Origin of the sequence: Saccharibacillus endophyticus, from assembly GCF_013185185.1 — a bacterium.
GTDB classification, from domain to species: Bacteria; Bacillota; Bacilli; order Paenibacillales; family Paenibacillaceae; genus Saccharibacillus; species Saccharibacillus endophyticus.
Genome location: NZ_JAAZWE010000004.1, coordinates 623,022 through 647,380, shown reverse-complemented (window position 1 = coordinate 647,380; position 24,359 = coordinate 623,022). Strand labels below are relative to the sequence as shown.

17 protein-coding genes and 1 tRNA gene are annotated in these 24,359 nt (G+C 54.0%); 14 read left to right on the top strand and 4 right to left on the bottom strand.

What is annotated here, in order from left to right:
• Nucleotides 1-18: 18 nt before the first annotated feature.
• Together HRQ63_RS17430 and HRQ63_RS17425 are read left to right on the top strand one after the other, a co-directional pair.
• The gene (locus HRQ63_RS17430) at nt 19-342 is read left to right on the top strand and encodes a hypothetical protein (RefSeq protein WP_172246049.1); all 324 of its coding nucleotides are present in this window, start codon (nt 19-21) and stop codon (nt 340-342) included.
• Between the two features lie 242 nt (nt 343-584).
• On the top strand, nt 585-4,391 hold the full coding sequence (locus HRQ63_RS17425) for an alpha-L-arabinofuranosidase C-terminal domain-containing protein (RefSeq protein WP_172246047.1): 3,807 nt from the start codon (nt 585-587) through the stop codon (nt 4,389-4,391).
• Nucleotides 4,392-4,463: 72 nt separating this feature from the next.
• Here the strand turns inward: HRQ63_RS17425 and HRQ63_RS17420 are convergent, their stop codons facing one another.
• Nucleotides 4,464-5,189, bottom strand: a complete 726-nt coding sequence (locus tag HRQ63_RS17420; protein WP_229714244.1) for a hypothetical protein — start codon at nt 5,187-5,189, stop codon at nt 4,464-4,466.
• 139 nt (nt 5,190-5,328) lie between these two features.
• On the opposite strand from HRQ63_RS17420, the gene HRQ63_RS17415 reads away from it, so the two are divergent.
• Complete coding sequence (locus tag HRQ63_RS17415; protein WP_172246045.1) at nt 5,329-6,252, top strand: helix-turn-helix domain-containing protein; 924 nt, start codon at nt 5,329-5,331, stop codon at nt 6,250-6,252.
• A gap of 174 nt (nt 6,253-6,426) precedes the next feature.
• Here HRQ63_RS17415 and HRQ63_RS17410 read toward each other — a convergent pair whose 3' ends face one another.
• Nucleotides 6,427-7,419, bottom strand: coding sequence for a glycosyltransferase family 2 protein (locus HRQ63_RS17410; protein ID WP_172246043.1), 993 nt, complete (start codon nt 7,417-7,419; stop codon nt 6,427-6,429).
• A gap of 362 nt (nt 7,420-7,781) precedes the next feature.
• On the opposite strand from HRQ63_RS17410, the gene HRQ63_RS17405 reads away from it, so the two are divergent.
• From HRQ63_RS17405 to HRQ63_RS17370, 8 genes are all read left to right on the top strand, one after another.
• On the top strand, nt 7,782-10,301 hold the full coding sequence (locus HRQ63_RS17405) for a LamG-like jellyroll fold domain-containing protein (RefSeq protein WP_172246041.1): 2,520 nt from the start codon (nt 7,782-7,784) through the stop codon (nt 10,299-10,301).
• A gap of 157 nt (nt 10,302-10,458) precedes the next feature.
• Nucleotides 10,459-10,686 carry a MerR family transcriptional regulator gene (locus tag HRQ63_RS17400; RefSeq protein ID WP_172246039.1) on the top strand — a complete coding sequence of 76 codons (228 nt, stop codon included), beginning with the start codon at nt 10,459-10,461 and terminating at the stop codon, nt 10,684-10,686.
• A 77-nt stretch (nt 10,687-10,763) separates the two neighbouring features.
• A tRNA-Leu gene (locus HRQ63_RS17395) sits at nt 10,764-10,847 on the top strand.
• Nucleotides 10,848-11,017: 170 nt separating this feature from the next.
• Complete coding sequence (locus HRQ63_RS17390) at nt 11,018-12,025, top strand: sigma-70 family RNA polymerase sigma factor (RefSeq protein ID WP_229714243.1); 1,008 nt, start codon at nt 11,018-11,020, stop codon at nt 12,023-12,025.
• A gap of 827 nt (nt 12,026-12,852) precedes the next feature.
• Nucleotides 12,853-13,338 (top strand): MarR family winged helix-turn-helix transcriptional regulator, encoded by a 486-nt coding sequence (locus tag HRQ63_RS17385; RefSeq protein WP_172246037.1) that lies wholly within the window; start codon nt 12,853-12,855, stop codon nt 13,336-13,338.
• Nucleotides 13,339-13,486: 148 nt separating this feature from the next.
• Nucleotides 13,487-14,875: an MATE family efflux transporter gene (locus tag HRQ63_RS17380; protein ID WP_172246035.1), complete on the top strand. Its 1,389-nt coding sequence runs from the start codon at nt 13,487-13,489 to the stop codon at nt 14,873-14,875.
• Nucleotides 14,876-15,152: 277 nt separating this feature from the next.
• Nucleotides 15,153-16,544 (top strand): MATE family efflux transporter, encoded by a 1,392-nt coding sequence (locus tag HRQ63_RS17375; protein WP_172246033.1) that lies wholly within the window; start codon nt 15,153-15,155, stop codon nt 16,542-16,544.
• Between the two features lie 195 nt (nt 16,545-16,739).
• Nucleotides 16,740-17,444: an HAD family hydrolase gene (locus tag HRQ63_RS17370; RefSeq protein ID WP_172246031.1), complete on the top strand. Its 705-nt coding sequence runs from the start codon at nt 16,740-16,742 to the stop codon at nt 17,442-17,444.
• A 752-nt stretch (nt 17,445-18,196) separates the two neighbouring features.
• On the opposite strand, the gene HRQ63_RS17365 is transcribed toward HRQ63_RS17370, so the two are convergent.
• On the bottom strand, nt 18,197-19,348 hold the full coding sequence (locus HRQ63_RS17365; protein WP_172246029.1) for a glycoside hydrolase family 88/105 protein: 1,152 nt from the start codon (nt 19,346-19,348) through the stop codon (nt 18,197-18,199).
• A gap of 188 nt (nt 19,349-19,536) precedes the next feature.
• On the opposite strand from HRQ63_RS17365, the gene HRQ63_RS17360 reads away from it, so the two are divergent.
• Together HRQ63_RS17360 and HRQ63_RS17355 are read left to right on the top strand one after the other, a co-directional pair.
• Nucleotides 19,537-20,373, top strand: coding sequence for an AraC family transcriptional regulator (locus tag HRQ63_RS17360; RefSeq protein ID WP_172246027.1), 837 nt, complete (start codon nt 19,537-19,539; stop codon nt 20,371-20,373).
• Between the two features lie 39 nt (nt 20,374-20,412).
• Entirely contained in the window at nt 20,413-20,736 is a 324-nt protein-coding gene (locus tag HRQ63_RS17355; RefSeq protein ID WP_172246025.1) for an iron-sulfur cluster biosynthesis family protein, read from the top strand.
• An 88-nt stretch (nt 20,737-20,824) separates the two neighbouring features.
• Here the strand turns inward: HRQ63_RS17355 and HRQ63_RS17350 are convergent, their stop codons facing one another.
• Nucleotides 20,825-21,712 carry a hypothetical protein gene (locus HRQ63_RS17350; protein ID WP_172246023.1) on the bottom strand — a complete coding sequence of 296 codons (888 nt, stop codon included), beginning with the start codon at nt 21,710-21,712 and terminating at the stop codon, nt 20,825-20,827.
• 238 nt (nt 21,713-21,950) lie between these two features.
• Between HRQ63_RS17350 and HRQ63_RS17345 the strand changes: the two genes are divergently transcribed.
• Nucleotides 21,951-24,218, top strand: a complete 2,268-nt coding sequence (locus HRQ63_RS17345) for an AraC family transcriptional regulator (RefSeq protein WP_172246021.1) — start codon at nt 21,951-21,953, stop codon at nt 24,216-24,218.
• The last annotated feature ends 141 nt before the right edge of the window (nt 24,219-24,359 follow it).

Genomic DNA, 24,359 nt, shown 5'->3' with positions numbered 1-24,359 from the left:
TTTCTCGGCGGAACGCAGGTGGCCGAAGCGATCGCCGGCGTAACGTATTCGTTGACGGAAAAAGGAACCGTCAGCTTGTCGGATTCGCCGGATACGATCGCGGGGCAGCTCAAGCAGCAGAAGCTAAAGCGGGAAAGCTTGAAGCGCAGCATCGACAATACGGAGCAGTCGATTAACAAAGTACGTACGTTAATGGGCGAAAATCTGCAAAAGCCGGAAAACGAAGTCACGCTTCAAGCCGTCCTCAAGATGGAAAAAAGCCTGGAAAACGATCGTGACGAGCATGTCCGAACGCAAACAACCATATCGGTGCTCGAACAACTGCAAGCGGAGCGAAAATAACCGGATCGTTAAGGATTTTTGTTCATGTGATTCAATATGACATCAAAACAATAGACTTTAAAAAAAGCCTTGCCAAACGGGGACGCTCGACGTTCTCTTTTCAAGGCTTTTTTCATTGCGACGATTTAAGCTTGAACATGTACGTACAACACGATATGATTAACTATATAATATAATAAATTAAATTAATTAACTTTTTTATTAACTTAATTCAGAAATCTATTCATGACAGGAGACTATCCATGACTTCTTTTCGCGATCAACTTATTGCATGGTACAAGTTTGACGAAGCTTCGGACATCGGACGGGATTACTCGGGCCGGGAACTGAACGCGGCACCGTCCGGCAGTTCGCTTCCGGTCGTCTCTAACGTCGCGGGCCGATCCGCGGCGACGTTCGGCGGAGGCCGAAGCGGCTCTTCTTACCTGGAACTGCCGAGTCATCTGCTGCAAAATGTAAGCGATCACACGGGAGTGACGGTTACCGCTTGGGTTCGCTTCGACGCGGGAACCAGCGTCTGGGAACGCATCTGCGATTTCGGCAAAAGCGAAGGCGCGCCGTCTTTGTTCCTGACCCGTGCCATGCGCGCCACGTTGTCGGCGGGCGGCGACTTGGTTGCCGATCCGGGACGCGGTTTCGTGCGCGGGGAATGGATGCACGTGGCGATGAGCGTGATCGGAACGGAAGGCGGCACGCTCAGCAGCGCTGGGCCGATCGTCTACGTGAACGGCGAAGCGGCGGCTGACGGCTCGATCAGCCAGACGTCGAGCGGGAACTACGCGCAGCTTCGTCGTTGGTTTGATACTTTCGCGGACGAAGGCAATTATAGCCGCAACTATATCGGGCGTTCGCAGTTTGCGACGGATGACGATTTCGCGGGTTCCGTCTCCGATTTCCGCGTGTACGCGGCCGGCCTGTCGGCCGACGAAATCATCGAAGTGATGTGCGAATCGCTGACGGACGAAGAGATCGTGCGCTTGGCGGCAGACAAGTATCTGGTGTTCCCGACCCGCATTTTAACAAGCGATATCGATCTGCCGACGTCGCTGATGGGCGGGAAAGTGAACGTAAGCTGGCAATCGAGCCGACCGGAAGCCGTATCGCACGAAGGTAAAGTATGGCCGCAAGGCGCGGGAGAACCTCAAGCCGCCACGCTCACGGCAGCGCTCATCGTCGGAACGGGCCGGGCAGATCGCAGCTTCGACGTCTCCGTTCTTCCGTCCGAGCTGCCTCCGTACACGATCACCGTGCATGGCGGAGAACAAGTCGAAGGCGTCGTGGACGTCAGCGAAGTGATGTACGGACTCTTTTACGAGGACATCAATAATGCGGCAGACGGCGGGATTTATGCGGAAATGGTGCAGAACCGTTCGTTCGAAGCGTTCGAATTCGATACCTACTCGCATGCCTCCGGCGCTTGCGGCTGCTCGACCGGACGCAACCGCCAGCCGCTGCTGTGGTGGTACGGCGATATCGACAAGATGACGCCGCGAAACACGGATACGCTAGGTCAATTCCTCGGTTCCTCCGATCCGGACGTGAACAGCTACTACGTCACCGTGGCGGACGGAGCGACGATCTATAACCGCGGCTTCAACGATACCAACGGCGGTTACGCGATGAATATTCGTCAGGGTGCTCAGTACGACTTCACGATCTGGGCCAAAGCCGAGCAGGAAGGAATTATCACGCTGCAGCTGCAAGATCCGTCGGGCGAAGCGGCGAGCGATATCGTCACGGTCAACATCGAAGGCGGCGGTACGTGGAAAAAGTACGGCGTCCCTTATCCGGCGAACGGCGTTACGACTTCGTCGCTGGTACTCACCGGTTCGCAAAACGTCCTGGGTCAACTTGCGCTGACCTTCGAAGGCGAGATTTCGATCGAGCTGGTGTCCCTGACGCCGCGCGATGTCTGGGGAGCAGCCGAGGAAACGAATTCGCCGTCCGCGCACGCCAACTACGCGGGCAACCCCAACTACCGTCTGCGCCGCGATCTGGTACAAGCGCTGGCGGGGCTGCATCCGAAGTTCCTGCGTTTCCCGGGCGGCTGCATTTCCGAAGGCTCGTTTATTTGGGATAACGTGTACGATTGGAAAGACTCCGTGGACGATATCGAGCTGCGCAAAGAAAACTTCAACGTCTGGGGTTACATGATGACGATGGGCCTCGGTTACATGGAATATTTCCAATTGGCCGAAGACCTGAATGCGACTCCGCTTCCGGTCATGGCGTGCGGCGTGCTGTGTCAGGCCCGTTCCGACTATGCGCATCCGGCGGGCGGCGAACTGCGCGATTACTATATTCAGAACTTCACGGACTTGATCGACTTTGCGATCAGCATGGACTTCGAAAGCAACGAATGGGCCGCGATGCGCCGGAAAATGGGGCACGAAGCGCCGTTCGACCTGCGCTACTTGGGCGTGGGCAACGAGAACTGGGGCAGCGAGTTTTTCGCCAACTTCGAAGTATTCAAAACGCGCATTGACGAATATATGGAAAAGCATTATCCGGAGCATGAACTGCATATTATCTCAACGGTAGGCGCGCAGGCCGACGACGACGCGTATCAGCAAGGCTGGAAGTTCCTGAGCGGCAATCTGGAAGGCTCGGCGCAAGTGGAATTCGCGGATCGGGACAAGGTCATTTCGGAGCAGGTGAGCTGGTACGCCAAGCAGCCGAATTACATGGATACGATCGCGGACGAGCATTATTACCGTTCGAACGACTATCTGCTGAACAACGCGGATCGCTACAATTACTATTTCCGGGCAAAAAACGAAGACGGCAGCATCAACTGGCGAGAGACGTCGAAAGTATTCGTCGGCGAGTATGCGTCCACGGATAAAAATACGCTGGCAGGCGCCGTAGCGGAAGCAGCGATCATGACCGGATTCGAAAATAACGCCGACGTCGTGCGCCTGGCCGCTTACGCGCCGCTGTTCAACAAAGTGCTGACCGACGGCACCTACCGCTGGACGCCGGACTGCATCTGGTTCGACGACGAGAGCGTCTGGTTCACGCCGAACTATTACGTGCAGCAGATGTACGCGAAATACCTGGGCGACAAAGTACTGCCGACGTCATTCTCCACGTACCGCGGCGGCAGGCCGGTGGATCTGATTCCTCGCGGGGGGATCGAGATCGCGGCAGGTAACGCGGAAGTGACGGTGAGAAGCGTCAAAGTTACATCGAACAAAGACGGCCAAGTGCTACTTGAGACCGACTTCGCGGCGATCGCTTCCGGCCTGAATCCGATCTGGCAGGTCATCCCCGGCTCGGCAGGCTATACGCTGGAGCAAGGACGCGGTCTGGTGTTGAAGCCGCAAAGCGCAGGGCTAAACGGACTATATGTATCAAATGACGAATGGACGGATTACACGGTCGAAGTCGTCGCATCCAAATCCTCCGGCGAAGACGGCTTCTACGTCGGCGTCGGCCTGACCGACATCGCGCCGGACAACAAAGACGTGCTGGAATACGCGATCGGCTACGGCGGCAGCGCCACCGGCGTGAAGGTGCACAAGCAGGGCGTCGAAGGCTATACGCTCGGCGATTACTCGTCCAGCACGGCGGCAGGCAATCTGCGCGCAGCGAGCCATGAAGCACTTGAAGACGGTCGCGACTATACGATCACCGTCAATTACGGCGGCGGCGACGGACGCCGTCTGATCTGTTCCTATGCCGATCCGGCAGCCGGTTGGACCAGCAAAGTGCTGGATTACAAGCTGGAAGCCTACAACCGCGACATTTTCCATTCGGTAACGGCGGATGCGCGACATGTGTATATCAAGCTGGTCAACGCGGACGTGGTGGACAAGCAGACGCGCCTGAATCTCGACGGATTGAACGTTTCCGCCGACGCCAAATTCGTGACGCTGGCAGGCGACGCTTCGCTGCTGAACATGCCGAACGTGAACAAGAAAAACGCGGAGCAGGTCGTGCCTGCGGAAAGCGGGTTTACGCTTGAAGACGGTACGAACGGCCGTACGACCGTGCTGAAGCTGCCCGCGAACTCGGTAAGCGTAGCCGTATTAAACCGCCTCGGCTGATCATACTGGGATTTGCCCATAAAAAAACGACCTCGTTTCCGCTGCTCGGCGGAAGGCGGGGTCGTTTGACGTTCACGTGTTTTTTTGATCGCAGTCCTGTTCTGCGGATGCGACTTTTTCCTGCTGCTGCACGCCGGGCTTAACTTTTCTTTTCGGATAAATCCGCTGCCCGAGCCGTCCGAAGCGCTCCTTCGTTTTGATGCGCCGCGCTTTTTTCTCTTTCAGAATCGGATCGCTTTCCTCCTGCTTCTGGATCGCTTCCATCTCTTGCAAATAAAGCTTTTCGCTTTCGCTCGTGGAGGGAAGGAAAGGCTCGTGATTGTAGTCGGTCCGGCGCCCGTAGCGCAGCATGTCATAGATGATTTTCCCGTTGTTGGGTTTGCCGTTGGTCGTGCGCATCGGTATGATATCGAACAACGCATAGTAGAACGCATAAAAGATCAGCCGATTCCAAAACGTTTCCCGCCAGTCGATGATGCCGTTGGCCAGCAGCATATTAATGACGAAAGCCAATCCCAAATTCGCCAAGATCGGTCCCGCATACAGACAGACATAAGCGAAGCGGCTTTCCCTTTTCAACTCGTCATACGAAAACCAGCTGTACAAATGATAATATCGGCGTACGTCGAGGATGCCTATTTTGAACAACCGCGGTCCGGAACCGAGCGTAACCCGCGGATTCACCGCGCCGAACAACACGCTGCCGATCAGATACCCCGCTTCCCGGAAAAACACCACGACAGGCAAAATGATAAATGCCGATACGATCAACGAGAGCAGGTCGGACAGTCCGAACATCGTCTCCACTCCTTTTTGCATCGATCTCTGTTCTAAGGTGTAAAATACCCGTTTGGCGTTGCTCTGAAAAAACTGTGCAACCGGGATCAAATGAGCCTGTGCGGATTCGGATACGATAAACGAGAAAGGAGGGGGCGCCATGTATGAATGGAACGAGCGGGTTCAGGAGATGATCGACTGGATCGACACGCATGTCGGGGAAACGCCTTTACTGCCGCTTATGTCCGAAAAGTTGGGCTATTCGCCTTATTACTGCACCCGACATTTTCATCGACTGACGGGCGTGACTTTGCGCGATTATGTAGGTTTTCGGCGGATAAGCCTGGCTGCGCTGGAGCTGCGGGACAGTGATCGCCGGATATTGGACATTGCGGTAGACTACGGATTTTCGTCGCATGAGGCGATGACGCGCGCGTTTTTCCGGGCTTTCGGCGTCACGCCGCAGGCTTACCGGAAGTGTCCGAAGCCGATCCGGCTGGCTGTTCGTCCGGAAGTGTTCTCTCCTTATCATTATCTGATAAAGGAGCGAGGGCGTATGAGCGAAGTTCGTTCGCGGCAGGCAGAGATTAAGGTAGAGTCTATTCCGGCCCATCGGTTTATCGGGATTTGGGATGCGAAGGTGAATAATTACGGAGACTTTTGGAAAAACGGGCATGACTGCGACGAAGTAAGCGGCACGATCGAGAGCCTGTCGCACGAAACGCTTCCCGGGCAGATCGGGCATACGGCGGGGTGGATCGAAGCAGGGAACACCGGAGAAGGGCCACGCGGTTATCTGTACGGCATCCCGGTCGCGGCGGATTATGAAGACGAAGTGCCCGAAGGAATGGAACGAAAAGACATTCCAGCCTCCGATTACTTGGTCTTTTTCCATCCGCCCTATGATTATCTGAAACAAAATGGCGATGTTCAGCGTGTCGTCGAGCAGACCGCGTGGAATTTTGATCCGTCCGAGTTGGGCTATGCGTGGAACGAAGATGCCGATCTGTACAATTACCAGCGCCACTTTCCAGAAGGGTATGGATATGCGGTGCTGCGTCCGGTCAAGCGTTTGAAACAATGAACGAAAGGACCTGCACAACTTTGTTTTAAATAATTGATCGCCAGCAAAAGAAAAAGTGCTGCACGAATCCGCTGCCTTTGCGCCCGAACGGTGTACGATCCATACCGTTTGCGGCTAAAAGAAAGCGGTTCGGCAGCACTTTTTTTGAATATTGGAATGTGCGGGAGTTAGTGGTCACGCCCGTTTGGAATCCGCATGTTCCCGGGAGAACTCCCGATGATCCGACACCCCGATCATGCGTTCCACGATAAATTTGGGACGCGCTTTGGTTTCCAGGTACGTTTTCCCGATATACTCGCCGATCACGCCGATTCCGAGCAATTGCAGGCCGCCGATCGCCCAGACCGAGATCGCGATCGTCGTCCAGCCCGGCACCGTGCGACCCGCGAAGTGAACAGACAGGAAATACCCCAACATGACCAGGCTGACCGCGAAAATAAGAAAGCCGAGCGTCGTGATCATCCGGATCGGCTTGATGCTGAACGAAGTGATGCCCTCCAAGGCGAACGATAACATTTTTCTCAGCGGATACTTGGATTCTCCCGCGAACCGTTCGTTGCGCTCGTATTCGACGGCGGTAGACGGATACCCGATCAACGGCACGATGCCGCGCAGGAACAAGTTCGTTTCGCCGAATTCGGCCAGTCCGTCCAAGGCGCGGCGGCTCATCAGGCGATAATCCGCATGGTTGTAGACCAGTTCCGCGCCCATCAGACGCATCAGCTTGTAAAAGCTTTGAGCCGTCGTACGCTTGAACCGGGAGTCTTTTTCCCGCACCCGGCGCACGCCGTACACGATGTCGAAGCCTTCGTCGTGCCGCGCCACGAACTCGTCGATCGCGTCGATATCGTCCTGCAAGTCGGCATCGAGCGAGATGACGGCGTCGGCATGTTCTTTGACCTGCATCAGGCCTGCCAAGAGCGCGTTTTGATGTCCTCGGTTGCGCGCCAGATGGATGCCCGCGAACAGAGGATCCGATGCGTGCAGCTTCTCGATCATCGTCCAGGTTCCGTCTTGGGAGCCGTCGTCGACGAACACGATCCGACTTGCCGGGGAGATGCGTTCTGCTGCGATCAATGCGTTCATTTTCGCTTTCAGCCGCTTGGCGGTCTCGCTCAGCACCTCCTCCTCGTTATAACAGGGAATGACCAGATACAGCTTATTCACGACAACTTCCTCCTGTGACGAAGACGCATGTTCAGACGCGGCTTCATCCGTTTTTCAATAGACGAATGCTTTATCCACCACCGTACACCTCTGGCGTCAACCATGCAACACGCCGACGATCGAAAGCGAAAAGAACAAAAAGCAGAGACGGATGCTGAATCATAATGTTAATTTGAATTACATGTATTCAAGAAAACGCTACCATTGCTGAACTTACAGGCTTATTTAGTTAATGTTTTTGTTATTTATTTTTAAAAACATGAAGGAGAACGAAACATTGCGGCGAAATGGATAGGAGAAACACGAAAGATGCTCATGCCGTCTGCCCATTTCTCGCAACTTCAAAGGAGGAACCGATCCACATGAAGCAACGCAAGTTCATTCGCAGCTCTTCGCTGTTGTTATCGCTCGTACTGCTCGCTCCGCTGGCGTCCGGCTGCGGAAGCGAAGCTAATGCCGCGGCATCCGATACGCCCCCGACGTTCTCGAACGTCTCCGTCCACGATCCTTCGATCGTCAAAGAAGGCGATACGTATTACGTGTTCGGATCGCATATCGCGGCCGCAAAATCGAAAGACCTCATGAACTGGACTTCTTTTGCAAACGGTTACACTACGCCTGGAAATACGCTGTACGGCGATTTGTCGAAAAATCTGGCAGGCTCGTTCGAATGGGCGGGCGAAAATGATTCCGACAGCAAAGGCGGATTTTCCGTTTGGGCACCGGACGTGTTCTGGAACAAAGACTATGTGAACGAAGACGGCTCGAAAGGCGCGTACATGATCTACTACAGCGCTTCTTCCACGTATATCCGTTCGGCGATCGGGTACGCGGTATCGCAAAACATCGAAGGCCCGTACGAGTACGGCGGCACGGTGATGTATTCCGGGTTTACGGAAAACGAAGCGTATGACGCCAACAGCAAAGTGAACAAGCAGTGGACGAACACCGGCATCGACGAGCTGATCGACGACGGCAAGCTGACGGGCGAAAACGAAAACTGGTTTAACGCGGACGGTTCGTACAACAACCAGCAGTATCCGAACGCGATCGATGCGGCGCTGTCCTATGACACCAAAGGCAAGCTTTGGATGACGTACGGTTCATGGTCGGGCGGCATTTTCCTGCTGGAGATCGACAAGAAGACCGGCGAACCGATCTTCCCGGGCAAAGACGGCATCACGAAGGACGGACGCATGATCGACCGTTACTTCGGCACCAAAATCGCGGGCGGCTACGGCAAGTCCGGCGAAGGTCCTTATATCGAATACAATAAGAGCACGAAATATTATTACCTGTACGAAACGTACGGCGGGCTCGGCGCGACCGGCGGTTACAACATGCGCGTGTACCGTTCGAAAAACATCGACGGACCGTACACCGACTCGCTCGGCCAAAACGCGGTGCTGCCGGCCGGAACCGAAAATACCGAATACGGCAACAAGCTGATCGGCAATTTCCTGTTCGAACGCGAAGCGGGCGATCCGGGAACAGGCATCGGCTACGGGTATCTGTCGGCGGGCCATAACTCGGTCTACACGGACAGCAAAACGGGGCAGATGCTGTTGGTGTTCCACGCGCGCTTCCCGCAGCAGGGCGAGACGCACGAGCTGCGCATCCACCAGATGTTCATGAACAAAGACGGCTGGCCGGTCGTGGCGCCTTACCGCTATACGGGCGAGAAGCTGTCCACCGTGAAAAAGGATGATATCGCTGGCGATTACGCTTACGTGAATCACGGCAAAGCCTATTCCGGCGATATCGAAGAAACGCAGTTTATCCGTCTGAACGCAAATGGAACCGTAACAGGGGCGTTGGAAGGGAAATGGCGCAAAAACGCAAGCAATCAGGCGAAGATCACGATCGGCAAAGAAGAGTTCGACGGCGTATTCCTGCGTCAGTGGGACCCGGTTTCGCAGTCGAACGTCATGACCTTTACCGCGGTGTCCGGATCCGGCGAAGCGGCTTGGGGCACGCGCCTGGCGGATCTGAGCGACGAGCAAGTTGTTGAAAATGTCGCATCGGGATTAACTTTGGGCGACACGAGCAAAGTAACGGCGGATCTGACGCTGCCGGCGACGGGCAGCCGTCATGCGCAGATCGCTTGGAGCAGTTCGAACGAGAACGTCGTTTCGGCTGAGGGCAAAGTCACCCGTCCGGAAGAAGGACAACCTGCCGCGGCAGCGACGTTGACGGCGAAGATCGTGAAGGGAAGCGCGCAGAAAACGGTAACGTTCGAAGTGACCGTGCTCCCTTACGAAAGCGCGAGCCTGACGGCGCATTACGCTTTTGAAAACGATCTGAAGGACAGCGAAGGCGCGTTTGCGGAAGGCGGCGCGACCGGCGACCGCATCGGCAAAACAGGCGGAAATCTGAGTTACGCGGCCGGAAAAGCAGGGCAAGCGGTCGTGTTCGACGGCGCCTCGGGCGTGAAGCTGCCGGATAACCTGATCCAAAGCTCGTCGTATTCGGTGGCGCTGTGGATGAAGCCGGAACAGCTGAACGCGTACACGACGACTTTCTTCGGAGCCAAAGACGATACCCATTGGCTCAGCCTGCTGCCGAAAGGCTCGGTAGGCGATCAGACCATGCTTTGGGCAGGCAGTACGAGCTGGTATGACGGCGTGACCGGCGTAAAAATTCCGGCCGGACAATGGTCGCACCTATCCTTCTCCGTGGATGAAGGCACGCTGACGGTCTATGTGAACGGCGAACGCAAATTCTCGGGAAGCGGCTTCCCGGATCTGTTCGCCGAAGGCGTAAACGGCACGTTCGCGCTGGGCGTCAATTGGTGGGACGCGCCGTTCAAAGGACAACTGGACGAGCTGCGCGTGTATGAAGGCGCATTGACGCCGGCGCAGGCGGCCGAGCTGGCGGAGTAAACATCAAGCAAGGCCGTTTTCAGCATTGAAGGGCAGGATAAACGGGGCTTGGGCGTTTATTCTGCTTTTTTGTTTTAGTCCTGTATAACGTTAAAGTGTGATATAATGGAAAGATTCGCACTCGGCGTTTACGTGAGCGAAATCAGGAGGTACGTCTATGAGCATGTTCCAAGATTGGAATTTGAAAGTGAAAAAGACGTTTAACGAGACAAGCAACGAGCAGGTATTGACCGTGACGGAAGCGGGACATTTGCTGGGACTGAACAAAGACCAAATGAAGGTATACGTGGATAAAAACAAGCTGACCAAGGTGGCGATCATGCGCAGCACCCATCGTTATCTTGTCCTGCAAAAAGAAATCGATGAAATTTTAAAAAAAGCGTGAAATAATTCTTGCCAACTTCGTAGGATCATGATATATTATTTCTTGTGCTCGCGAGGTAATCGCGAACATCAAGATATGCGGTCGTGGCGGAATTGGCAGACGCGCACGGTTCAGGTCCGTGTGGTAGCAATACCGTGGAGGTTCGAGTCCTCTCGACCGCATCCTTATTTCGTCATTAAGGCCCGAGTTTCTGACTTTGATCAGAGGCTCGGGTCTTTTTTCGTTTATCCGGATTCCGGTAAAGTCTTGGCGATTTTTCGTCACGTTCGGTCGGAGTAAACGGTCTATAGAATAAGGCGTATCGGGCCGGAGAGGGAGAGGGGAAAGTAGGATGAAAACCACGGAAACGACGCAAAAGAAGCAAGAATCGGCAGGAAGCAAGCCGATGACCGTGCAGGAACAATCATCGGAACCGGAAGCGGTAGAAACCGGCACCGCAATGCCGCCTTTGGAGACGTTGTATGCCCAGTACCGCAAATATGCGTTTGCTATCGCCTATCGAATGTTGGGATCGGCGGAAGAAGCAGAGGATGCGGTGCAGGATTGCTTTGCGGAACTGCACCGACGCAAGCCGCGGAATGTGGATAATATGAAGGCTTATATTGCCCGCATGATCACGAATGCCTGCATCAACACGATGAATTCCGCACGCAGCCGGAAAGAGACTTATATCGGCGAATGGCTGCCTGAGCCGATCAGCGGCGAAGAAAAAGATCCCGAAGCCGTCGCGCAGCAGCGCGATATGTTAAGCTACGCCTACATGGTGCTGCTGGACCGGCTTTCGCCCGGCGAACGCGCCGTGTTCGTGCTGCGCGAAGCTTTCCGGTACGACTATGCGGCGATCGCCGAGATGACCGGACGCACCGAAGCCGGATGCAGACAACTCTACAGTCGGGTCAAGCGCTCTCTCGAAGCCGAACCCGCCGTGACCGCAGCCCCTTCGCGCCGAACCGAACAATCCCGAGAGTCCCGCGCCAACCTTCTCCGCCGCTTCGTCGACGCGTTCGCGACCTACGATATAAGCGGCATGATCGACCTGCTCGCCGAACAGCCCGTCTTCACCGCCGACGGCGGCGGCCGGGAACTCCGCACCGTCGTCCGCCCGATGGTCGGCCGCAAAGGCGTATTGGCTTTGCTCACCTCACGACGTATCTTTGCCCATTTGCGAGAATGGACCCCTTCCTTCGAGCAACTCGGAGGCGAACTCCAACTCGTATTCCGCCAAGGCGACCAAGTCATGGCGACCCTATGCTTTCTAATCGAAGAATCCGCTAACGATAACCTTCGTATCCGTGAACTGTATCTGATTTTGGCTGATGATAAGCTTACTCGCATTTGACAAAACATATACTTTATTTAACCGAATGTCGTTAATAGCCTGCTGCTTTAAAAATTACAGGCTAAGGCAGCTTTCGAAAGTCACGTTGGCGTGGGAAGCGAGAAGACTCCGAGAGAAATTCGTTTCGGTCGCGTGTTGAAATTGAGAAATGATGATTTAACTTTTATAAGGTTATTTCTCAATTTCAAAGGCGATCGCTAACGCTCCTTTACTGAATTTCTCTCTCCGTCTTCTCGCTTCCAGCTACGGTGGAGTTTCTCAAGCCGCTTAGCCCGCCACTTTCAAAGTGGCGGGCTAAGCGGCTATGCGTTTGACCTTAACAGCTAAAAACCAATAAGTAAAACCTATACGAAGTCTTCTATAGCTGTATTTACGTGCTGCTTACTAGAATAATAACGAAGTGAAATAATACTTTTTGAAAATATTAATGTTATGAAGCTCTAATCACTTTAAGCGACCTAGCGGAGGGAGGAATTCAGTGTAGGAGCTGAAGCATTTCGAAGAAATGCACTTCGGAAGCCTATGCTATAGTTCGCCTTTGTATTTGGGAAGCTTCCTTATAAAATTTCAATCCAGCTTCCCAAATACAACACGCGACCTAAAGCCTTTCGTAGAAAGGCACTTCGTAAGCATCCGCTAACGAATTCCTCCCGCAGCGTCCCGCGAAGCCAATCAACGAATAGGATCTACCCTCAGACCTTAATACAGGTCTATTTTTCATTTCAACTTTTCACACTTAGACTATTGACAGTTAGAACTCTAACAATTATAGTAATCTCATGGTTAGAACTCTAACAGTTATATATTCAAACAAAGGAGCACCCATCATGCCCGACAAAAGAAACAACGAAGCAACGCCGAACGAAGCTCTTCAGGAAGTCGACGAGCGTCAACGCGCAGCCACTCCGTATTCCAACTTATTCCGCGACATCGCGATCCGCATGAAACCTTCCGCGGATAACCGTCTATCGGAACTCGGCTTGAGCCCGCAGCAGGGCCAAATGCTCGGCTACATCTACATGTTCCAAGAGCGAGGCATCATCCAAAACGACTTGGCTAAGCGCTTCAGCCGCACCAACGCGAGTATCACCAGCATGCTGCAAGGCTTGGAGAAAAAGGGTTACGTCAAACGTGTCGTGCCCGAAGGCAACGAACGCAAAAAAATGGTGTACGTTACCGAACAAGCCGCGCCGCTGATCGCCGAGTTCGATAACGTCTTTCTTGAACTGGAGCATCGCGTAACGGCAGGCCTGACACCCGAAGAAGCGGATACGCTGCTCCGTCTGCTGGAGAAAGTCCGCGACAACCTTTAAAAAATAACGCGTGGGAATCGGCCTGTTTGATCATTCGATGCACACCTTAAACAAGTGCAAGAATAACGAGCAAGATCGCCGAGCCCGCCGTTCAACTCATATATATGAATAATTGTGCAAGTAATCATATTAAACGGAGGCATTCGCCATGAGTACTACAGAAACCGCAAACGGTAAGAAATCCAATCAATACTACCTGGAAAAATCGCCGATCGGACGCGCTGTCGCGCATCTCTCGATTCCGATGATGCTCGGCATGTCAGTCGGCACCGTGTACAACGTCATCAACGCGTACTTTATCGGTTTGCTGCACAACACGTCCATGCTGTCCGCGATCACGCTGGGGCTGCCGATCTTCACCGTGTTGATGGCGGCGGGCAATGTGTTCGGAGTCGGCGCAGGCACCTTTATCACCCGGCTCGTCGGAGGAGGAACGCCCGAAAAAGGGAAAAGGATCGCCGGTTACGCCTTTTACGGAAGCTTGATCGCCGGGCTGCTGATCGCATTGATTTCCTTCCTGTTTATCGGTCCTTTAGTCAATGGACTCGGCGCGGACGCCTCTACCCACGACTATACGAAAATTTACGCCATGACGCTGATCGGCGGCGGGTTCGTGATCGTCATGAACTTCACGCTGGAACAACTCGTCCGTTCGGAAGGCGCGTCCAGACAATCGATGTATGGCATTTTTATCAGCACGGGGCTAAGCTTGATTCTCGATCCGCTGCTCATTCTCGGACTGGATATGCACGTCATGGGGGCGGCTCTCGCCATGATTCTGGCCAACGCGAGCTCTGCGCTTTACTACGTTTATTTTTTACAGAAGAAAAGCGATCATTTGCGCGGCTTCATGAGTCATTTTCGCTTGTCGATTCGCGATCAGCTGGAAGTATACAAAATCGGAGTGTCCGAGCTGTTCCAATCCGCGTTCATGATCGTGACCACGCTGCTGTTCAACCATTACATGATCGAATACGGCGCACAGGTGCTGGCCGGGGCGGGCATCGGACTTCGCATCGTGCAGATTCCGGAATTCCTCGCGATGGGGCTGTTTATCGGTTTGATTCCGTTCTTCGCCTTTAACTACGCCGGTTCGAATATCGCTCGTTTCAAAGCCGGCTTCAAAGCCGCGGCGGGCATCATCGGGGGCGTGGCGATCGTCTTTGTCGGATTGGTGTATTTGCTGCGCGACCCGGTTCTGCGATTGTTCTCCAGCGATCCCGCAGTGCTTGAAGTCGGAGGGTATATTCTCGGAGCGATGCTGATCTCGGCGCTGTTCAACGGCTTCACCGGATTGTTCCTCACGCTGTTCCAGGCTTCCGGTCAAGGCACGCCGACGATGATCATGTCCATTACGCAGGGCGTGCTGTACATCCCAACGATCATCGTCTTGCATGCGACGTTCGGCATGCACGGCGTGATCTGGTCGATGACCGTCACGGAGCTGATTACCTGCCTGCTCGGCTTGATCCTGTTCATTCCGTTCAACCGGAAACTGAACGCGCGGCAAGCGGAACCGGAAGGGCTTCCGGCGTAACCGAATGGCCCGCAGCGCCTTGTCTTTTCCGGGGAATCATGATATATTGGCGGACGTGGCGGAACTGACAGAACTGACATAGGGTCGAAAAAGGCTGCAAAAGCCTGTTCGGCACTTGGGTCGTACCCGCGAAAAACGCAACAAACGATTACGATAGTCAGCCACGCTCTCCGGTCGCCAAGACCGCGCAGAGCGTTTTTTGTTTTGTATTGAGAGGTTCAAAGTCGGATAGTCAGTATTTGCATGTTTAAAATTTCGGGAAAAAGAAGGGTTGGAGATGGCAGAAAGCAACATACGAATCAAACGGGGGAATGCGCTGCTGGAGAAATACCTCTCGGGCAGATCGATCGATTACCGGCAGATTATCGCGTTATTCATTCCTCTGCTGGTGGATCAGATCTTTATCGTGGGGCTGAACCTGGTCAATACGGCCATGATCAGTTCGGCGGGCGTGGATGCGGTCAGCGCGGTCAATATGGTCGATTCGCTCAACGTGTTCCTGCTTAGCATTTTCGTCGCGGTAGCAACGGGCGGTACGGTCGTCGTCGCGCAGTACAAAGGCAGCGGCAACTCGATCATGGTGTCCAAAGCGACGGCAGGGTCGGCTTCGGCGGTGTCGCTGCTTGCGGCAATCATCGGGATCGTCATGATCGTGTTCCACAATCCGCTGCTGAACGTGCTGTTCGGTTCGGCGGAGCCTGCGGTGATGGAGCTGGCGCGCACCTACATCATCGGCAGCGGCTTGTCGTACTTGGGCCTCGCGTTCGTCGAAGCGGTCTGCGGCGCGCTGCGCGGCATCGGCCGTTCCCGCGCTTCGCTCGCGCTGTCGCTCGTGATGAACCTTCCGTATGTCGGGCTTAATCTGCTGTTTATCAACGTGCTCGATATGGGCGTGTTCGGCATGACGTTGTCGGTCAATATTTCGCGTTATTTTGCGGCGGCGTGCGCGGTCTATTACTTGATCAAGATCGATGCCGAGCTGCGGATACGCATTCGGGACTTTTTCACGGTCGGCTTCGATATGCTCAAACGGATCTTCACCATCGGCATGCCGTTCGCGGCGGAGCAGATGTTTTTCAACGGCGGCAAAATCCTGACCCAGATCTTCATCGTCAGCATGGGCACGTACGCGATCGCGACGAACGCGATCAGCGGCGCTTTGGCGGGCGTGATGCAGATTCCGGCCAACGCGCTGTCGCTCACGCTGATCACGGTCGTCGGCCAGTGCATGGGACGCCGGGACGTGAAAGACGCGAAAAAGCTGACCAAATCGTTCGTGATCCTGGGCTCCTTTTTCTACGTCATCATGGGTCTGATCATCTTGCCGCTGTTCCATCCGCTGATCAGCATGTTCAATCCTCCGGCGGAGATCGTGGACGACATCTTCCTGATCGTGCTGATCAATACGATCGCGCAGATTCCGCTCTGGTCGATCAGCTTCATGATCCCGTCGGCGCTGCGAGCGGCAGGAGACGCCAAGTTCACCTCGCTGATCTCGATGCTGTCGATGTGGTTGTTCCGCGTCGTGCTCGGCTATATCCTCGGCATCGTGCTGAATATGGGCATCCTCGGCGTATGGCTCGCGATGAACGCCGAATGGGCGATTCGCGGCGGCATCTTCATCTGGCGGTTCATGGGACGGAAATGGTATCGGCATAAATTGATTTAAGAATCGGATTATATGAAAAGAAAAACCATGCAGAGAGATCCCGGCGATCTTTCGGCATGGTTTTTACTTGGGCGGATCTAGCAACGTGAATTGATCGTCGTCGCATCTTTGATTAAAGTTGAAAAGGAGAAGGCGATGCGCTCGGCTGTAGTAGAATAAATAAAAAGAAAAGTTTGGCTGGAGGGAGAATGTTCGATGTACAACTTTATTTTCGATATCGACGATACGATCTACGATCAGATTATTCCTTTTAAAAAAGCATTCGACCGCAACTTCGAACGTTATGCGGAGTTGTCGCTGGACGATCTGTATCGGCACAACCGGCATTTCAGCGACGAAGTGTTCGAGCAGACCGTGCGCGGCGAGATGTCGCTCGAAGACATGCACGCGTATCGGATCACGGAGGCGTTTCGCGTGATGGGCGTCGAGATTTCCCGCGAAGAAGCGCTGCGATTCCAACAGGATTACGCGTCGGCGCAAGGGGAACTCGAGCCTGCGCCGGATATGCGGGAAGCCCTGGACTACTGCCGGGACCACGGACTGAAGTTCGGAGTAATCACTAACGGCCCGGCAGAGCACCAGCGCAAAAAAGTGCGGCAGCTCGGCATCTACGATTGGATCAAGTACGAGGACGTCGTCGTGTCCGGCGAGTTGGCGTTCATGAAGCCGGACGTGCGGATTTTCCGTCATGTCGAGCAGCAGCTCGGCATCGAACCGGAGAATACGTATTACATCGGCGACTCCTACGCGAATGATATCGTCGGCGCGAAAGGCGCGGGCTGGAAAGCGATCTGGATCGACCGCCGAGGCACGGAAATTCCGGAAGACGGGGTTAAGCCGGATATCACGCTTCGCGCAGGAGATTCGGCAGCGAAGACGATACGGAACATTTGCGAGTAAAGGAGAATTTTTTGCAAAGGCACATCTTATTGCTTTTTTGCTCGAAATAAGTTTTCGCAATCTTTGCAATATAAATAAGTATTGGCTTCCTGGAAAGCTTTTTTTTGTCGGTCCGCTCTGTTTTTTAAATAAATGAAAATGAAGACGCTGAAGGGGACAAATAGAAGAGGAATAAGTGAAGAAGCGAAAGGAATTGAAGATTCCGAAAACACGGAAAGAAGGATAAACAATAGAAAGATCAGTAAGAGGCTTAAACAGCCATAAGCAGGCTTTTTTGCTTTTCTATGTCGGAATGCGACTCTGTTGCTCCCGCATCGAGGACAGTTTGTCCATTGCATTTCCAAGTTCCTCTTCTCGTTTAAAATCTATAATATATGCATAAAAATGATTTATGGTTTATTTGTATAAAGCAACTTAGCTTATTTATATTATCAAATGAAAGCTAATATTTACAACTAAATCCATGCGGCGGCGTTCATTACGTATAAGAACGCCGCCGATTGTATTTTTTTCGAAAAAGTTCCGTGGTCGGCATGCTGATTAAGGAGGATTGCTATGCCGCTCCCGCAAATGCAAGTTTCGTTCAAACCTATTCGCCGCGCCGCCCGACAGCGCAGCGGTCGCGCTTCGCGCAAACATTCGCATACGGGAAAAAGCCGAAAAACCACTTCTTTTGAGCGGCTTCGGCTTCTTTCTTCTATTGGCTCGGTCAAGCTATTGGGCAGGGATGCAGAACCAGGAATATGTTCGTTTTACTTATCCGTTTTCGAACCGCTTGCTGCGGCCTGAGGCGTCTTTTCCGATGTATCCTCCGATTTGGCGCTTTCGTCTGCATCGGACGCGGCTTTCTTCCGATTCTCCGCGATCTTCCGCTCCTGCTCCTGATTTTCCAACACGGCCGTGAGCAGCGCCAATGCGAGTCCTTGGCCCCAGCCCTGCGCCCATTTGCGGTCGATGCCGAGATAACCCGCGATATCGTTCATGACGGCGGTGCCGCCGGAGACGTTCAGCACGCGGCCTTTTTCCGTGATGTTGGCGATAACGCCGTCGAGCGCTTTTTGCACGTACTTGCCGTGCAGCGGATTGCCTTGAAGCACCATGGCTGCGGCGATTCCGGCGGTGGCGGACACTTCGCCGTACGCATCCGGATAGTCAAGCACCGTGCCCCAGAGTCCGTCGTCTTTTTGCAGCTTTTTGATCGCGGCCAACTGGTCGCGCAGCGAGCTCCAGATATGCATCATCGGCGGATACAGATACGCTTCGGGCAGGCCGCGCGCGGCGCGAGCCATCGTGTACGCGCCCCACGCATTCGCCCGCGCCCAGTGCAGGCCGGACATATGATCCTGCTTGATGTTGTTGTAGCCGTGGTACCAAAGCCCGTTTTCTTCGTCCTGAAGGTAGTTGATATGCCAGAAATACTGATGCAGCGCATCGTCGATCAGGTCTTTGCGCTCCAGCATGACGCCCGCGCGCAGCAGGAAATAAGCCGCCATGAACAGCGTATCCGCCCAAGCCTGCTCGGGGAAATCGTTTTTCGCCGATACCGTATGCTGAAGCACTCCATCGCCGAAGCGCAGCGCGTCTTTTTCCAGATATTCGATTTTGCTCAGGATCAGGTCCAGATATTTCTGCTCCTTCGTCTCGGCGTACAGCGTCAGCAGCATATGGCCCATCGCGCAGGCGTTGACCGTCCAGACCGGAGGCAGGCCCGCTTCGATATATTCGTCCACCCAAGCGACCATGCGCTCCAGGTAGCGTTTATTGCCCGTCGCTTCGTAAGCCCGGCTGACGCCGTAATAGGCGACGCCGCAAGGCCAATCCCAGGTCAGATCCATGTCTAGGGTGTAGTCGGTCACGCGTTCGATCAGCACGTTCAGGTCAACCTTTTCCGTCTTTAGCTTCATTGTCTTCGCTCCGTTTTCATTGAATTTGGGGGATTGTCCGTTAGGATGTAAGCGTTCTTATATGCGATTATCGTAGCACAACGAACTGTACATATTTTGCGTGAATTCGCGAATTCTTCTCGGATCTTGCGATCATGCGCCGGACCGTTATAATGGAAAGAAAGTCGGAAACGGAAAGAGGCGCGCGCATGGAAGAACTGTATTACGATAACGGAAACGAGACTTTTTTGGTGCATTACCGGAACGGGCCGAGTTATCGGATGACGACCAGCCATTTCCATGCGACGTACGAGTTTTTTTACATGATGGACGGAGAGCGGAAGTTTTTTATCAAAGACCGCACGTTCGTAATCGAAGAAGGCGATATCGTCGTCGTGGCGCCGAACGTACTGCACCGGACGACCCACGCGGAGACGCCGGATTACGAGCGGTTGGTGGTCAACGTGCACGAGAGGTATTTGACCGCGGACGGTCCTTCGAGAGCCGAAGGGCTGCGTCCGTTGTTCGAGCGGGATTATGTATTGTTGAAAAAAGGGACCTACGCTTCCGCCGCGATCGACGCGTTGGCGGAGCAGATGATGCGCGAGATGAAGGAGGAGCAGCCGGGATACGAAGACTACGCGCGGGCGCTGACGGTGCAGCTGCTCATCGCCTGCTGCCGTCAGCTTCCGGTCGAGACGGAGGAGCAGCCGGCGGCGTCGAATCCGATGCACGAGCGAATCTTCGAGGTGGTCCGGTACATTAACGAGCATTATATGGAGGAATTGACGCTGGAGCGTTTGGCGGAGCGGCTGTACGTGAGTCCGTATTCCATCAGCCGTTCTTTTAAAGAAGCGACGGGGTTCACGTTCGTGGAATACGTGAACAGCGTGCGGGTGAAGGAAGCGATCACGCTGCTGCTGGGATCGTCGCTCAAGGTGAACGTCATCGCGCGGAAAGTCGGATTCGGGAGCGTGACGCATTTCGGACGGGTGTTTAAGGAAGTGACGGGGCAGGCGCCGCTTTTTTATCGGAAAAAGGGGTAAAATAAAAGAACAGTCACAATACTAGGAGGGAAACCATTCATGCGCCTTCAAATGGACGATTACACGGAAAGCAAAATCAAAGAAAAAATCGGCGAGCGTCCCGGCACCTTGCGGCTCGTGTACGATACGATCAACTGCGGCTGCAACGGCGTCGTGACGCTTCAGATCGCGGACAAGCCGTGGGACACGGACATCGCGGTGGAGTCGGAGTCGTTCGAAGTCTGGACTGACCGCCAGCAGGAGCAGCAGTTCGATCCGGTGATGAAGCTGGAAGCGGACCGGGATTACCCGTCGTTCAAGCTGTCCAGCGACGGCGCGGTGTTCAGCCGGAACATGCGGGTGACGGATATGCGCGCGGAATAGGCATGCCGACAGAAAAAAGAAGACCGTCGTTCGCCCTTTGTGGGCAAGCGGCGTTTTTTTTGTCGGGTCGTGCCTGCAAATTTCTTGTTCAGCGAACAAGCAAATACAACATCCAAGCTGCTATAACCATGCTGATCAGAATCGTTGTCAAAATCTTCATCCCGCTGCGCGGCACATCCCCGGCGACCGTGCCGTTTTGACCGTTAACCAGACCGGCCAGGCGTTTTCCGCGGTATTCGTATTGGAAGGCGTAAAAAGGTAACAGCACGCGTCGAAAACGCGGGCCTGCATAATCCGTTTGAATCTTCAAATCCCTTACGGAATTTCCGCCGATTTTTCGCGTGATCGCGTCTTTCAGGGTACGCCCGATACGTGCTTTGCCGCTTTCCCAGCCTTGCGGGAAAGCGACTTCGGGTGCCGCAAGCACGCAGCTTCGCATGTAGCCGGGAGAGCAAGGAGAAAGCGCGGAAAAATCGAATGCTGCCGATTTGTCGATCAGTTTAATGTCGAAACGCGCGGAAGCCGGGACCGTCACGGCTTCGAAAATTTGTTCGTGATCTCCGCTTACCGCATGATAATTCGTTACCGTCGTGCTTTCCGTATAAGTCTCGGTGTTACCGTTCGAATCGGTTCGGGTATGCGTGTTATAGTTCGTGCTGTCGTCTCCGCGTTCTGCCGTATAAGTTGAACGCGTTCCCATCGAAAATGACCAGAACGGCAGGAATACGGGAGTCGCAGAACTGAGGGAGGCTTCTCGAACAAAGGAACGCGGCGTAAAACGTCGACTTTTGCTCCAAGCGCGGAACCGTTCTTCGGCTTCCTCGCCGGAAAGCGAGAACGGAATCAAAGCGTCGGCCCAGGGCTGGGCGTTACCGGGGAAGTCCGGTGTATCTTGAGGTCTGGCAACGTTGAAGCGATGTTCGGCAGGAAGGTTCATCAAATCATCCTTTTCAAAAATATGGGCGTCGCAAGCCATGCTCAACTCCTTTTTAATACTTACTCGTCGAATGGGAAAAATCCTGTAAAAGTTATCCGGATTGTATTTTAAAAACAAATCTCGATCACCTAACCACAAAAAACAGGCCAAATCAAAGAATTCATACGTGGACAAACCAGAGGGTCATAAATTAATATATAAGGTAGTCATTAACAAAAGCAAATTTGTAAGCGTTACCAAAAGGTTAATCAACCTGTTAAGAAGCGGAGGTGTCACCTTGAAACGTTTCCCGATGACACTGCAGTTAGCCTGCATTTTATTTATTGTGATGGTCATTCCCGTCAGTATCCTGACTTGGTATAGCAGCGAGCAGAGCCTACGCAATTCCGAACGTGAGATTGCCGATTCTTCGCTTGCGGAGCTCGTGGCCAGCCGCAGGTTGAACGAGAGCGCGCTCAACAGCCTGTCGCAGGACACGGTCCGTTTGTCGGCTACGGGGACGTTCGACCGGATTCGTCCTTTTCCCACTTATGAAGCATTGAGCGCGGATTACGGCAATATCAGCCGCGCGATGGCGATCATGCGGGAGCTGACCAACCTGAATCGCCGGGCGGAAGGCGTGGCTTCGTCTTTTTTCTATCTGGAAGATTCCGATTACGTGGTCTCTACCGACAGAAGCATCACGACCTTGAGCCGATACGAGCCTATGGACTGGCTTGAGGATGCGCTGAAGGAACAGCGGGGGATAGAAGGCATCTGGTATCCGCGCAAGTTGGAATCCGGCGTACCCGTCGTTTCCTACGTGCTGCCGCTCAGCCGATTATCGACGACGACCCGGGGAACGATCGTCGTCAATTTGCGCGAGAGTCAGTTGGAAGATTATTTGTCGTCTTCGAATGAAGCGAATACGAACTATGCGCTGATCGATTCGAAAAACAAAGTGATTTCCCATGCCGATAAAAGCCTGCTGTTGAACGATGCCGACGTGCTGCCTTTTTTCGACGTGCTGAGGGAAAAAGTCTCCGTGGACGGTTATTCGTTCGGAGAAACGGACGGGGATCGGGTGCTTTATGCCTGGACGAATTCCGAAGCCCTCGGCTGGACGCATCTCAGTACCTACTCCGTGCAGGAATTGTTAACCCGAACCCATACGCAGCAGCGGGGCATCATCGTGCTGACCGTGATCGTGATCTTTATCGGAGCCTTCGCTACCTTGTTCCTGGCCGCATGGTTCTCCAAGCCGGCCCGCGAACTGGTGCGTACGCTGACGCTGCGCGGTTATCTGGGCGTGCCCGGCCAGAACGAATTCGCGTTTTTGGAAACGGCGTTCCGCCGGATGCAGGGCGAGGAGGCCAAGCTGCACGAACTGCTGCGGGAACGGGAGCGGGACGCGCGCAGCTTGACGGTTCAGCGATTGCTGCGCGGAGAAGCGGATGAAGCGGCTTCGCATGTGTTTCCCTATACCTATCTGCTCGTCGTGGCGATCTCGATCGACGGCTATCGGGGTTATTCCAGCAAGCATAATTCCGAGACCCGAAGCTACCACCGCCATCTGCTGAGCGCCTATTGCGACAGTTTGTTCGAAGACGGGCTAATCGGGCAGTTTTTGTATCGCGGCGACGGCTACTTCACGTTGGTTCTGAACGACGGCCAAGAAGAAAGCAAGGAACGCCGCGACGAGATTCACCAATATATCGAGCGGGTTCGGGAAAAGGCAGCCGAGCTGCTGGAACATACGGTGACGATCGGCGTCAGCAGGCGCGCGAAACGGACGACCAGCATTCCGGACCTGGCAGCCGAAGCGCTGGAAGCCGTCAAAAAACGCATGATCGCGGGCAGCGGAGGCATTCATTACAGCGAGGAGGAAGAAAATCGCGAAATGAAGTACATGTATCCGGATTGCAGCGAGCGCCGGATTCTCAACTTCCTCGATGCGGGCGATCTGGACAAAATCGATGCCGAGCTGGAGCGAATCGCCGAAGATATCCGCTCTGCCGATTACATTTCCCATGACAATATCCTGTTCATCTACAATCAGCTGGTCGGCGTCACGATCAAGCATCTTCAGGAAACGGACAGCCGGGCGGCCCGAACCGTTGCCGGTCGAGGCAGCGTCTATTCGACGATTGCGTCGCTGGATACGCTGGACGACTTGCAGACGTACATTCATGATTTCTATGCGGGGATCGTCGGAGCGATGAAGCCGGCGAACGAAGAAAGTCGGTCTCACGCGGACCGGATCATGCATTATTTGCGCGAGCATTACTGCGAGGATGTCGTGTTCGAGGATATGGCGAAAGAGATCGGGATCAGCTATTCGTACATGCGGAAAATCGTGTACGAGATGAACGGTTCCAGCCTGATCGACTCGCTCAACAAGCTTAGAATCGAGAAGGCCAAGCAGCTGCTGTTGGAAAACGAACGAACCATTACGGAGATTGCCTCCGCCGTCGGCTATGAAAACGCGCGCAGTTTCAACCGCTTTTTCCACAAATACGAAGGCATGGCGCCAAGTGCTTACAAGACGCAATATCGCACTTCTTGAACCAAGCTTTCGACTGCCGGATTCCCGTTTTGCGCAGGTGTCATTTTTGATTCCGACCACCGGAAATGATCTTCCAAACCCTTATTTTCCCTGTAAAACCGGGGCTTGAATCAAAAATGACCACCAGCATCAACACTCGTC

Bases quoted from the DNA above. Each gene is read 5' to 3' on its own strand.
- HRQ63_RS17425 (WP_172246047.1), top strand. From the start codon at position 585: ATGACTTCTTTTCGCGATCAACTTATTGCATGGTACAAGTTTGACGAA.
- HRQ63_RS17420 (WP_229714244.1), bottom strand. From the start codon at position 5,189: ATGTTCGGACTGTCCGACCTGCTCTCGTTGATCGTATCGGCATTTATC.
- HRQ63_RS17415 (WP_172246045.1), top strand. From the start codon at position 5,329: ATGTATGAATGGAACGAGCGGGTTCAGGAGATGATCGACTGGATCGAC.
- HRQ63_RS17405 (WP_172246041.1), top strand. From the start codon at position 7,782: ATGAAGCAACGCAAGTTCATTCGCAGCTCTTCGCTGTTGTTATCGCTC.
- HRQ63_RS17400 (WP_172246039.1), top strand. From the start codon at position 10,459: ATGAGCATGTTCCAAGATTGGAATTTGAAAGTGAAAAAGACGTTTAAC.
- HRQ63_RS17390 (WP_229714243.1), top strand. From the start codon at position 11,018: ATGAAAACCACGGAAACGACGCAAAAGAAGCAAGAATCGGCAGGAAGC.
- HRQ63_RS17385 (WP_172246037.1), top strand. From the start codon at position 12,853: ATGCCCGACAAAAGAAACAACGAAGCAACGCCGAACGAAGCTCTTCAG.
- HRQ63_RS17380 (WP_172246035.1), top strand. From the start codon at position 13,487: ATGAGTACTACAGAAACCGCAAACGGTAAGAAATCCAATCAATACTAC.
- HRQ63_RS17375 (WP_172246033.1), top strand. From the start codon at position 15,153: ATGGCAGAAAGCAACATACGAATCAAACGGGGGAATGCGCTGCTGGAG.
- HRQ63_RS17370 (WP_172246031.1), top strand. From the start codon at position 16,740: ATGTACAACTTTATTTTCGATATCGACGATACGATCTACGATCAGATT.
- HRQ63_RS17365 (WP_172246029.1), bottom strand. From the start codon at position 19,348: ATGAAGCTAAAGACGGAAAAGGTTGACCTGAACGTGCTGATCGAACGC.
- HRQ63_RS17360 (WP_172246027.1), top strand. From the start codon at position 19,537: ATGGAAGAACTGTATTACGATAACGGAAACGAGACTTTTTTGGTGCAT.
- HRQ63_RS17355 (WP_172246025.1), top strand. From the start codon at position 20,413: ATGCGCCTTCAAATGGACGATTACACGGAAAGCAAAATCAAAGAAAAA.
- HRQ63_RS17350 (WP_172246023.1), bottom strand. From the start codon at position 21,712: ATGGCTTGCGACGCCCATATTTTTGAAAAGGATGATTTGATGAACCTT.